Below are 12,188 nucleotides of genomic sequence, written 5' to 3'. Positions count from 1 at the left end.
CAGCGCCACACAGGCGCGCCCCCGCCGCAGGCCAAGGCCCGGGCGAGCCCTACTCCGGCAGCCGCGCCAGCCGGATCGTGAACACGGAGCCCACGCCCTGCTCGGACTCCACCGAGATGGAGCCGCCGTGCTTCTCCACCAGCGACTTGGTGATCGCCAGACCCAGCCCCGAGCCGCCCGAGGCCCGCGAGCGCGAGGTGTCCGCACGGTAGAAGCGCTCGAAGATGTGCGCGGCGTCCTCGGCCGACATGCCGCGGCCGTCGTCGGCGACCTGCACCAGCAGGTGATCGGGCCCGTCCTCGCGCAGCCGCAGGGTGACCTCGGCGGCGTCGCCGCCGTGGCGCAGCCCGTTGGTCACCAGGTTGAGCAGGCACTGGTGCAGGCGGTCCTTGTCGCCCTCGACCATGGGCACCTCGTCGACACGGTTGTCCACGCCGATGCGCCGCTCGGGGAACGCCGCCCGCGCGGAGCCGGCGACCGACAGGCACAACTCGAGCATGTCGACGGGCTTCATCTCGAGCTTCTGACCCTCGGCGCGCGTGAGCGCGAGCAGGTCCTCGACGAGCAGGCTCATGCGCTTGGACTCCTCGTCGATCTTGCCGAGCACCATGTCCACGTCGCCGACCGCGCCGCTGCGGTAGAGCTCGGCGTAGCCGCGCACGCTGGTCAGCGGGGTGCGCAGCTCGTGGGAGGCGTCGCCGACGAAGCGGCGCATCTGCTCCTCCTTGGCCTGCGACTCGCGGATCGAGGCCTGCAGGCGCTCCAGCATCGTGTTCAGCGATCGGGCCAGCTGGCCGACCTCGGTGTCGGTGTTCCACTTCGGCAGGCGCCGGTCGTGGTCGCCGGCGGCGATGGCGTTGGCGGTCTCCTTGACCTCACTGAGCGGGCGCAGGGCGCGCGTGGTCATCACGTAGCCCAGCCCGCCCATCATGGCGAGCGCGACGAGGCTGATCAGGCCCTGGATGTTGTTCAGGTTGGCCATGATCGAGTCCTCGGAGGCCAGCGACTTCGCCACGACCGTCGTCACGCCCTGCTGACTGTCGGTGATGGTGCGCCAGCGCACCTGGTCGCCGGTGTCGGGGTCGCTGCCGACGGTCTGGATGCCCACGCCGAGGCGCACCTGCCCCAGGTCGGGCCCGCCGCCGGCCTCGTTGTAGGTGACCATCGAGCCGTCCTGGAAGATCTTGATCACCACGTACTCGCTGGGCGGGCGCGCCCCGGCGCCGCCGGCGTGGAAGATCTCGGCGTTGTTGGCCCAGCCGCCGAGCGAGTCGTGCAGCTCCTCGTCGACGCGCCCGTAGACGGCGTCGCGCATGATCTGCGAGACCGCGATCGACGAGCCGAACAGCCCCGCCCCCGAGATCAGGATGATCAGCGTCAGGATCAGGAAACGCAGCGAGACGCTCGTGCTCAGCGCGGCGATCGGCCCGCGCCACGTGCGCCGCCGCCCGTACCGCGCCCTCTTCCGTTGCTTGCCGACGCCCCGTCGGCCCCACCGGTTGCCCCTCCGTGCGGTGTCCGGTTCCCCGGCGCCTGGGGCGCCGGTGGCGTCGGTGGCGTCAGTGGTGCCAGCGCCGGCCGTGGCCGACCAGGCGGTCGCGCCCGCGGAGCCCTGCCCGCCGGCGGAACCCGGGGCGCCGGCCTGCGGGCCGTGCGCCGCGTCCGTGGAGCCGGTCTGCGGGCCGTCCGTGGAGCCGGGCCCGCCTGTCGGGGCGGCCGGGGCGGCCCAGGCGCCGGCTGTGCCGGCGCTTTCGGGCACGCCGGAACCCGCGTCGGCGCTGGACGCCGCAGATGCGGCGCTCGCGGCGTCTGCGCGGGCGTCGGAAATCTGGCGCTTGGCGCGGTCGTCACCGTGCATACGTGGGCTCGCTCCGTCCCTACTCTCGATTCACCCGCGTGGTGCGCGGGCGCTGGCCCCCCGTCCCGGCGGCGCCGGGCGGGGTGTGGGTCAGGAGCGCGGGCGGCGCAGCACGTAGCCGACGCCGCGCACGGTGTGGATCAACGGCTGATCGCCCGTGTCGACCTTGCGGCGCAGGTAGGAGATGTAGGACTCGACGACGTTGCCGTCGCCGCCGAAGTCGTAGTGCCAGACGTTGTCGAGGATCTTTGACTTGCTGAGCACGACCTCCGCGTTGAGCATCAGGTAGCGCAGCAGGTTGAACTCGGTCGGCGAGAGCTCGACGATCTCGCCGGCCTTGGTGACCTCGTGGGTGTCGTCGTTGAGGGTGAGGTCCGCGTAGGTGACGGTCGCGTCGTCGCGGCCGCCGTCCTGGGCCGCGCCGCGGCGGAGGATCACGCGCAGGCGGGTGATGACCTCCTCCAGGGAGAACGGCTTGGTGACGTAATCGTCAGCGCCGATGGTCAGGCCGTGGATGCGGCTCTCGACGGCGTCCTTGGCGGTCAGGAAGAGCACCGGGCCCTCCATGCCGGCCTCGCGGAGCTTCGGCAGGAGCTCGAAGCCGTCCATGTCCGGCATCATCACGTCAAGGATGAAGGCGTCCGGGTGGAAGTCCTTGGCGACCTCGAGGGCCTCGTTACCGTTGCCCGCGGAGCGGACGTCGAAGCCCTGGAACTTCAGGCCGACGGTCAGCAGCTCGACGATGTTGGGCTCGTCGTCGACGACGAGGACCTTGATCTGGTTGGTGTCATTGATGTTGTCCATGGATCCTGCTCAATCTCTCTGCTCGGTCCGGCGGGGCTGGTTGCCGACGTCTGGGCCCGGTTGCCGGTGTTTCGTGGCCGGTCGGTCTCGGGTTGTCTGCCCGGTGTCGGGAGGCCATCCGGTTCCGGTTGGCCATCCGGTGCCGGGTGGTCGGCCGACCGATCCGTGTGCCCGGTGGGCCCGTGCCGGCGGCGCGATACCTTCCGCCGATTCACTGACATCCATTAGACACGTGCGTCATCGGTCGTGCCTGAACGGTTCCTGAATGTTTTCTGTACGTAGCGAATGGCGTTCATGCAGGTCATGGCGATTTAAGGGGGTGTGGGATCGGCGTACAGGGAGGCGCAATTAGGGCGAATTTCACAGCCCCCGGAGCACGTTACCGGGAACATGGGCGGAGCTGGCGCGCAGGAGCTCAGAGCACGAGGATCCGGGGTGTGGGATCCGGGGTGTGGGGCTCGGGGCGTGCCGGCCGCGGATCTGGAGCGCCGGCCGGGTTTTTGTGTCGTCCCGGCCGGGTTTTTGTGTCATCCCGGCCGGGGTTCCGGCGTGCCGACCGACTTTTTGTGTTATCGCAGGACGGAGCCTTCACCGTGACCTGGGAAAACGTCGGTCGTTGAATTCCCCCATGACACATTTTCCCGGTATCACGTCCCCCGGCATCACGACTACCCGGTATCTCAGGCCCGGCGCCCCTCCCGTGCAAGGCCCCGGGGCCCCGAGCAAGGTCTCCGGGACCCCGCGCAAGGTCTCCGGGACCCCCTGCAAGGCCCCGGTACCCCCTGCAAGGCCCCGGGACCCCCTGCAAGGCCCCGGCACCCCCCCTGCAAGGCCCCGGCACCCCGAACAGGGTCTCCGGCACCCCGACCTCACAAGCTCAGCGCCACTGAACCCGATCGAGGTCGACCTCCTCGGCGACGGCGCGGGCCTCCACGATGTCGCGCAGGTATTCGCGGTAGCGGGCCCCGCCCCGGGACACAGCCTCATCAGCGGGCGAGTCGCCGGAGCGCGCAGCCTCATCAGAACCCACCGCCGCATCGGAACCCACCGCCACATCAGAACCGGCGGGATCCGTGGCAGCGTCGCCGTACGCGGGCGCGAAGCGGTCGTCGCTGAGGTACATCCGGGCCAGGATCACCTGCTTCTCGGGGCTCGCCGGGTAGTAGCGGTCGATGGAGGCGCGGTGGCGCAGCACCAGGTCATCGGCCTCGGCGCTGCCCGGCTCGACGCCACGGTCGCAGGCGTCGACCAGCGCGTCCCGGAAGGAGTCCATCTCCGCCTTCGCGTCCTCCCCGTCCGAGCGGCTCATCTTCTGCTGACGGCGTTCAGACTCCGCCCACTCCGGGGTGTCGCCCCAGCGTTGCCGCGCCTCGTCCTGCCACTGCGGCCAGTCCTTGCCGAACAGCTCGACCTTCTCCTCGATCGTCATGCGCTCGTCGTCCTTCATGTCATTCTCCTCCTCCAGCAGCCGGTCGACCGCCGCGATCATCCTGGTCAGGTGCGCCGCACGCTCGAGGAGCACGCCGCGCTGCCTGCGTAGCTGAGCGACCCGGGAGTCCCGCGCCTGCTCGTCCAGCAGGTCGGCGATCTCCCCGAGGGACAACCCCGCGCTCCGGTAGGCCAGGATCGTCAGCGCACGCTCGATGTCCGTCTCGGTGTAGAGGCGGTAATCGGCACTGGTTCGCCACGCGGGCTGCAACAGCCCGATCTCGTCCCAGTGCCGCAGCGTGCGGGTGCTCACGCCGAGCAGTCCGGCGGTCTCACCGATCGTCCGGTCTCCACCGTCGCGCGGGGTCATGTCCGTTTCGCTCATGCCGATCAGTCTGCTGGTTAACGCCGCGTCAAGGTCAACCCGGGCAGACGAAAACCCCGGTCAGGAACCCTTTCGGGAACCTGACCGGGAAACCGGCCGGACTATCCGGCCCTGCGACCGGGCCGTCCGACCCTACGACGAAGATCAGCCGGCCCTGCGACCAGGAACAGCCGGGCCGGAGCCCTCTCGGAGGCACCGACCACGGCCCGGAAACCCAGAGCCCGGGAAACCCGGAGCCCTGGAACCCGGGAACCCCAGCTCCTAGAACTGCGCGGTCGACTTCGGGATGTTGCGCAGGTTGGAACGCGCCATGTTGATCATGGAGCCGACGCCGCCGCCCATGACGGTGCGGGTCGCGGCCTTGGAGAAGCCCATCAGCATCTCCCAGGTGATGCTCGGCGGGATGGACAGCGCGTTCGGGTCGGTGACGATGTCCACCAGGACCGGGCCTCGGTAGTCGAGCGCCTCCTGGATGCCCTCGCGCAGCTTCTTCGGGTCCTCGATGCGGATGGCCTTGATGCCGGCGGCCTCCGCGATCTTGGCGTAGTTGACGTGCTCGTGGTCGGTCTCGTACTCCGGCATGCCCTGGACCAGCATCTCCAGCTTGACCATGCCGAGCGAGGAGTTGTTGAAGGTGAAGATCTTCACCGGCAGGTCGTGCAGCTTGACGGTGAGCAGCTCGCCCATGAGCATGCCCAGGCCGCCGTCGCCGGACATGCTGATGACCTGGCGGTTGCGGTCCTGCGCCTGGGCGCCGATGGCCTGCGGCAGGGCGTTGGCCATGGTGCCGTGGCGGTAGGAGCCCATGTCGATGCGCTTGCCGTTCGGGGTCAGGTAGCGCGCGGCCCACACGTTGCACATGCCGGTGTCGACGGTGAAGATCGCGTCGTCGGCGGCGAGCTCGTCGAGGATGTCGGCGGCGTACTCCGGGTGGATCGGCACGTGCTTGTCCACGTTCTTGGAGTAGGCGTCGACGACGCTCTCGAGCAGCTTGGCGTGCTTATTGAGCTGGCGGTCGAGGAAGGAGCGGTCCTTCTTCTCCTCGATCGAGGGCAGGATGTTCTCGATCACGGCGCCGGCGTCACCGACGACGGGGTGGCGCACGGTGGTGCGGTGGCCGATCTTGGCGCCGTCGACGTCGATCTGCGCGACGTTCTTCGAGGGCAGGAAGTCGTTGTACGGGAAGTCGGTGCCGATGAGGATCAGCAGGTCGGCCTCCTGGCAGGCGTCGTAGCAGGCGCCGTAGCCGAGCAGGCCGGACATGCCGACGTCGAAGGGGTTGTCGTACTGGATGAAGTGCTTGCCGCCGAAAGCGTGGCCGATCGGGGCCTTGATCTTCTCGGCGAGCTCGAGGACCTGCTCGCGGGCGTTGGCGATGCCGGCGCCGACGAAGAGCGTGACCGACTTGGCCTTGTTGATCGCGGCGACCAGGTCCGCGGCCTCGGCCGGGTCCGGGTAGGCGATCGGGCGGGCGGTGGAGAACGTGGAGTCCAGGAAGCGGGAGTCCTCGACCTCCTGGGTGGCCACGTCACCGGGCACGACCAGCACGGACACGCCCTTGCCGGAGAGGGTGGACTGGATGGCGTGGTGGGTGATCACGGCACCCTGCTCGCCGGAGTTGACCATCTCGCAGTAGCCGGAGCACTCCTGGAAGATCTGCTCGGGGTGGGTCTCCTGGAAGAACTCCGAGCCGATCTGGCGCGACGGGATGTGGCTGGCGATGGCCAGGACCTTGGCGCCGTTGCGGTTGGCGTCGTAAAGGCCCTGGATGAGGTGGGTGTTGCCGGGGCCGCAGGAGGCGGCGCACACGGCGAGCTCACCGGTGACGACGGACTCGGCGCCGGCGGCGAAGGCGCCGGCCTCCTCGTTGCGCACGTGGATCCACTCGATGTCGGAGTCGCGCACGGCGTCGACGATCGGGTTGAGGGAGTCGCCGACGACGCCGTAGATACGGCGCACCCCCAGCTTCTCCAGGGTCTTGACCAGTGCTTCAGCGTACGTGAGTGCCACTGTGGTGAATGCTCCTCTTGACTATCGCTGTCTTCTTTTTAAGTTGCACAGGCTATCGCCTATGGAGACAGCCTACGTCCAAGGGACAACAAAGAGGACACCAATGATGTGTGAGATCTCACGTTCCGCCGGTTGAACGTGTGCTCCGGCTCAACCGGAGCCAGGTTCCGCTTGCCGACGTCGCGCCCCACCGCCGCTTGCCGACGTCCCGCACCGTGCCCGGCGCGCGGGCGCGCGCGCTGTGGCATGGCCTCGCCACTCGGTGACCTGGTCGTGCTCGTCGCCGCGCGGGCGCGCGCGCTGTGGCATGGCTAGTGCCCCCGGTCCCACCGCCACCGTGCCTGGCGCGCGGGCGCGCGCGGGCGCGCCCGACACACGACAAAGACCGCGGAACGGGAAGGTTCCGCGGACGAGCGGCCGGCGGGTGCGTCGGCCGGGAGCGGTGCCCCGCCCCCGGCTACGGAGCAGGAGGCCGGAGGGGTCCGCCCGCCCCCGGGCTACGGGACGGGCCGACCGGCTCTACTTCGCCAGGGCGCCCATCGGGTCCCAGGCGGGCAGCACCGTGGGCTCCTCGTCGCGGGCGGCGAGCAGCTCCTCGGGCAGGTAGCGCGGGGGCACGGCGATCTCGAAGACGTAGGGGGCGAACCAGTTGTCGGCCATGGTCCAGAAGCCCTTGTCGGCTTTCTCGTCGCCCCAGGAGTTCTCCACGCGCCAGCGACGCGGCGCGATCTCCTCGGCGGTGGCCGGCAGGTCGGCGGAGCTTGAGACGTTCTCGTCGGGCAGGTCGACGCCGGTGAAGACCATCGCGTGCTCCATGAGCGACTCGCCGGTGCGCAGGCGGTCGGCCTTGTCCATCTCCATCTGCCCGGCGTCCAGGCCGTAGAAGCCGGCGCGGTCGTAGAGGTCGCTGGCCCAGTAGCCCTTCTCCCGGTCGGTGAAGGCGGTGGTCTGGCAGCCGAACCACACCGGGTGGCCGTCGACCACGGAGGCGATCGCGGCGCGCTTGAGCACGTCGATCTCCGCGTTCAGGTAAGTCACCTTCGGCGCGCCGACGACGTTGCCCAGCCGGTCGACGGTGTAGGCGTGGTTGTACTCGTTGCGCGGGTCGTTGACCACGCAGACGTAGTCGCCCAGGTCCTCCGGCAGGTAGGTCCTGCCGAACTCCTGCGGGGTGAACTCGCCGTCGCGGTGGAAGCCGCCGTCCTTGTCGCGGTACTGCCACACGAAGGACTCCGGCGGCACGCCCAAGTGCACGGTGAGCACGCGGTGCACGGCGCGCAACGTCTCCTCGCGCGCGGCGACCACCGCGGCGTCGTCACGCGAGGCGCCGGACTCGGGCGCACCGGCGGCGGCACGCACGCGCAGCGCACCGCGGCGCAGCACGGTGTGCAGGTCGCGGTTGAGGCTGGCGGTGTGCTCGGAGGACCAGGTCTCCGGCATGGCGTACTTCGGCACGACGCCATACTTCTCGATGACCGCGACGAACATGTTCCACTGCCCGCCGTCCTCGACGGGCTGGGAGAGCAGGCGCTGGACGGTGCGGTCGTCGAGCTCGCGGTCGGCGAGCTGGTCCATGGCGACGAGGAAGTGGTTGGCCTTCTCGAGCTTGTCGTAGAAGTGCACGAAACCCTGGGAGAACTGGAAGTCCTTGATGTTCTCCTTGCTCATCACGGCCGCACGCAGGGAGTTCAGGCCGGCGAAGATCCAGCAGCGCCCGGAGCGCTTCTGGTCGGCGACGGCCCAGTCGTCGACCTTGTGCGAGACCGAGGTGTCCAGCGCGGTGACGGCGCCGCGGTTGAGGGTGAGCTTGTCGACGTCCGTGACCGTCGCCGCGTTGGTGGCCACGCGCACCGCCGGCTCCGAGCCGACGGACTCGTTCCAGGTACGTACCTGGTCGACGGCGACGGCGCCGTCCGCGGGGGTGTTCTGGCCGGTGGTGCTCACTTTTCTGGGTCCTTTCGGGGTTTCGGGAGCGTTCCTGGAGATTTTCAGTGTCTCCCTCCCGTTCTACACCGGGCCGGTGGTGGTCTGGCCCGGGTGCGGCCGGTCCGCTACCGGTCCGCGGCCGGTCGGGCGGGATTTTCCGGCCCGGACACGGCCCGGCGGGTGCGGTTTTACCGACCCAGGGTCGGTAAGCGATTTCGGCCGATCCACTGACCTGCGGCGATGCGGGGCCGATTTCGGGATTACCGGGCCGGGGTCGGTAAACGCGGACACCGTGGGGCACACACGGACACCATGGGGCACACGCGGTCACCATGGGGCACACGCGGTCACGGTGGGGTCGCGCGGCCGCGGCGGGGCCGGGAAGGGCACATAGACTGGCCCGCCGGGCCCGCGGACGGATGGAAACCCGGGAACCGGCGACCCCGAAGACCGACGAACCGATGGACGGCAGACCGGGAGACCGGAAGAACAGGAGCACCTCGTGGACCAAGATCCGCAGGCCGGACAGGCCAGCCAGGAAGACCAAGCCCGGCAGCCAGGCCAGGCAGACCACGCCCGACAGCCAGGCCAGGCCGGGCGCACCGACGCCGAACCGCTGACCCTCGTCTGGCTCCACGACGACCTCCGCCTCGCCGACAACCCCGCTCTGACCTGGGCCGCCGCCCGCGGCGCGGTCATCGTCGTCCACGTCGACGAACCCGAGTCCGCGACCGGCGTGCGCGAGCCCGGCGAGGCCGCGGTGTGGTGGCTGGACCAGAGCCTCGGCAAGCTGGAGCGGCGCCTCGCCGCCCACCGCGTGCCGCTCATCCGGGCCCGCGGCGACGCCGCCACGCTCCTCCCCCGGCTGGCCCGGGTCACTGGTGCCGGCGCCACGACCTGGCAGCACCGCCACCACACCCCGCTGGCCGAGCACGACGCCACAGTCGCCGACGCCCTGCGCGCCGCGGGCCTCACGGTCACCGAGCACCCCGGCCACCTGCTGACCGAACCGGCCGACGTGACCACCAGGCAGGGCGGCGCCTACCGCGTCTTCACCCCGTTCTCCCACCGCGCCGGCGAACTGATCGACACCCCCGGCGCGCTCGGCGCGCCGCTGCCCGAGCCCGCGCTGCAGGGACCCGGAACGGACATTGCCGACGCCGCGCGGCGCGACGTCGGCAATCGAGGGGACGTGGCGCGGCCACGCGACGTCTCCCTGGAACGCCACAACGCGCCAGGTGAGCAGGCCGCGCGGGCGCGACTGGACGAGTTCCTGCGCAAGCTCGTCGAGGGGCCCGGCTACGAGGAGGGCCACGACTTCCCGGCCGTGGACGCGACGAGCGGGCTCTCGGCGCACCTGCGGTTCGGGGAGGTCAGCCCACGGGAGGTGTGGGTGACGGCCGCGGAGCTCGCCGACCGGGAGCCCAAGGCCGCCGGCGACGCGCACGCGTTTCTGCGGCAGCTGCTGTGGCGCGACTTCGCGTGGCACCGGCTGCACCACCACCCGGACATCGCGTGGGCGAACATGCGCTCCCGCTTCGACGACTTCGGCTGGGAGTACTTCCCCGCCGACGGGCCGGCCGAGCACCGCGAGGACCTGGAGAGATGGCAGACCGGGCGCACCGGGATCCCGCTGGTGGACGCCGGGATGCGCGAGCTGGCCGAGACGGGGCGGATGCACAACCGGGTGCGGATGGTCGTCGGCAGTCTGCTGACCAAGAACCTCGGGATCCACTGGCGCCACGGCGAGGAGTGGTTCTGGGAGCGGCTCGTCGACGCCGACCACGCGGCCAACCCGTTCAACTGGCAGTGGGTCGCCGGGTGCGGGGACGACGCCGCGCCGTACTTCCGGATCTTCAACCCCGTCACGCAGGCCGAACGCTTCGACCCGGACGGGGAATACGTGGCGCGGTGGGTGCCGGAGCTGGGCACCGACGCCTACCCGGAGCCGATGCTGGACCTGAAGGCCTCGCGACGCCGCGCGCTGGCGGCCTACGAGCGCATCAAGGACCGGTGACCGGCCAAAACAGAGCTGGAGACGGGACTTGAACCCGCAACCTACGGTTTACAAGACCGTTGCGCTACCAATTGCGCCACTCCAGCGGACCACCCGCCGCGATGAAGCGGACGGGCGACGCAGAAAGCCTACCTTGTGGACTTCTTCGCGCACCACGTCCCCCGGCGCTAGAGTACGGGGCGTCGCCTGCGGGCGGCACGTCGCCGCCGCGTTCGACCACGCGGCGCGCCCCGTTGGTAGACGTTGGTAGAAAGGCCCGCTCACCGCCGTGTCCAGTCTCTTCGCGCGCCTGCGCAGCTGGAGCAAGCGGCCCGTGTCCCTCGCGACCGTCGACGTCGCGCACACCGCGCCGCCCTCCCCGTTCGCCCCGATCGACCTGACCGACCGCGCGCAGGTCGCCGCCGTGATGGACATCGCCGCACGCATCGGCGACATCCTGCTCAGCTCCGGGACGTCCAACGCGGACACCAAGGTGCAGATGCGCGCGGTGACCTCGGCCTACGGCCTGTACTGGTGCCACAGCGACATCACGATGAACAACATCACGATCTTCGCGCAGATCGGCACCGTACAGAAGCAGCCCGTCACCGTCTTCCGCGTCGTGCACGCGCTGACCACCGACTTCTCCAAGCTCTCCGCCGTCGACCGGCTCATCCGCTCGATCCAGGACGGCACCACCCCGCCCGAGGCCGCCGAGAAGGCCCTCGACGAGCTCGAACCCAAGCGCGGCGTCTACGGCCCGCTGACCGCCGTCTTCGGCTGGGGACTGCTCGGCGGTGCGGTCGCGATCATGCTCGGCGGCTCCTGGCTCGTCGGCCTGATCGCCTTCATCACCTCGATGCTGATCATGGGCGTGGGCAAGCTGCTCAACTGGTACGGGCTGCCCTACTTCTTCCAGTGCGTCGCCGGCGGCGTCATCGCCACCATCCCGGCCGCCGTCGTCTGGGCGCTGGTGGAGAACCACGCCGCGGAGATGAGACCGAGCCAGATCGTGGCCTCGGGGATCATCGTCCTGCTGGCCGGCCTGACACTCGTCCAGTCGATCCAGGACGCCATCACCGGCGCACCCGTGACCGCCGGCGCGCACTTCTTCGAGACCCTGCTGTTCACCGGCGCGATCATCGCCGGCGTCGGCATCGGCCTGCAGCTGGCGGACCTGGTCGGCGTGGACCTGCCGCCGCTGGAGTCCGCGGCCACCCGCAACCCGCAGACCTTCCCCGTCCGCGTGATCGCCGCGGCGCTGACCGTCATGGGCTTCGCCATCGGCTCCTACGCCGAGTGGTCCGCCGTGGCGCTCTCGGGCCTGGTCGGCGCGTTCGGTGCCGCGATGTACCACGGCATGGTCATGTTCCTCGGCATCGGCGACGTGACCGCCTCCTCCCTGGCCGCCGTCGCCATCGGCCTGACCGGCGGCCTGCTGGCCCGCCGCTTCCGCGTGCCCCCGCTGATCTCCGCGATCGCCGGCATCACCCCGCTGCTGCCGGGCCTGGCGGTCTACCGCGGCATGTACGCGGCGATGTCGGACCAGATGCTGCTCGGCTTCACCAACATCGTGCGCGCCCTGGCCATCGCCTGCGGCCTGGCCGCCGGTCTGGTCCTCGGCGAGTGGATCGCCCGCCGCATCCGCCGCCCGCACGTCTTCCGCCCCTACCGCGCCCTGCGCCGCGCCGGCCGCGTCACCTTCGCCCAGGCCAAGCGCGCCGCCGCCCGCCGCGACGCCCGCATCGCCGCCGAAGCCCGCGCCGTGCGCCCCCGCCAGC

The 12,188-nt window shown here is 70.4% G+C and carries 7 protein-coding genes and 1 tRNA gene; 2 read left to right on the top strand and 6 right to left on the bottom strand.

Annotated elements, in window-relative coordinates:
* Positions 1–49: 49 nt before the first annotated feature.
* The 5 genes from QQA02_RS08175 to QQA02_RS08155 form a co-directional block, all read right to left on the bottom strand.
* Positions 50–1,858, bottom strand: coding sequence for a sensor histidine kinase (locus QQA02_RS08175; RefSeq protein ID WP_284774578.1), 1,809 nt, complete (start codon positions 1,856–1,858; stop codon positions 50–52).
* Between the two features lie 90 nt (positions 1,859–1,948).
* Positions 1,949–2,662, bottom strand: coding sequence for a response regulator transcription factor (locus QQA02_RS08170; RefSeq protein ID WP_284774576.1), 714 nt, complete (start codon positions 2,660–2,662; stop codon positions 1,949–1,951).
* An 877-nt stretch (positions 2,663–3,539) separates the two neighbouring features.
* A complete protein-coding gene (locus QQA02_RS08165) occupies positions 3,540–4,475 on the bottom strand; it encodes a MerR family transcriptional regulator (protein WP_284774574.1) in 936 nt (311 codons plus the stop codon).
* 261 nt (positions 4,476–4,736) lie between these two features.
* Positions 4,737–6,485 carry a pyruvate dehydrogenase gene (locus tag QQA02_RS08160; protein WP_284774573.1) on the bottom strand — a complete coding sequence of 583 codons (1,749 nt, stop codon included), beginning with the start codon at positions 6,483–6,485 and terminating at the stop codon, positions 4,737–4,739.
* A 519-nt stretch (positions 6,486–7,004) separates the two neighbouring features.
* Positions 7,005–8,429 carry a C1 family peptidase gene (locus QQA02_RS08155; RefSeq protein ID WP_284774571.1) on the bottom strand — a complete coding sequence of 475 codons (1,425 nt, stop codon included), beginning with the start codon at positions 8,427–8,429 and terminating at the stop codon, positions 7,005–7,007.
* Between the two features lie 484 nt (positions 8,430–8,913).
* Here QQA02_RS08155 and QQA02_RS08150 point away from each other — a divergent pair, with 484 nt between their 5' ends.
* A complete protein-coding gene (locus QQA02_RS08150; protein WP_284864070.1) occupies positions 8,914–10,428 on the top strand; it encodes a cryptochrome/photolyase family protein in 1,515 nt (504 codons plus the stop codon).
* Positions 10,429–10,441: 13 nt separating this feature from the next.
* On the opposite strand, the gene QQA02_RS08145 is transcribed toward QQA02_RS08150, so the two are convergent.
* Positions 10,442–10,514, bottom strand: a tRNA-Thr gene (locus QQA02_RS08145).
* 182 nt (positions 10,515–10,696) lie between these two features.
* Here QQA02_RS08145 and thrE point away from each other — a divergent pair.
* The coding region (gene thrE / locus QQA02_RS08140; RefSeq protein WP_284864069.1) for a threonine/serine exporter ThrE at positions 10,697–12,188 on the top strand (1,492 nt) is incomplete at its 3' end.

Source organism: Corynebacterium sp. MSK006 (assembly GCF_030232385.1).
GTDB classification, from domain to species: Bacteria; Actinomycetota; Actinomycetes; order Mycobacteriales; family Mycobacteriaceae; genus Corynebacterium; species Corynebacterium frankenforstense_A.
This window is presented reverse-complemented; position numbering and strand designations above follow the sequence as displayed.

Coding starts and splice junctions, on each gene's coding strand:
- QQA02_RS08175 (WP_284774578.1), bottom strand. CDS start 1,858: ATGCACGGTGACGACCGCGCCAAGCGCCAGATTTCCGACGCCCGCGCA.
- QQA02_RS08170 (WP_284774576.1), bottom strand. CDS start 2,662: ATGGACAACATCAATGACACCAACCAGATCAAGGTCCTCGTCGTCGAC.
- QQA02_RS08165 (WP_284774574.1), bottom strand. CDS start 4,475: ATGAGCGAAACGGACATGACCCCGCGCGACGGTGGAGACCGGACGATC.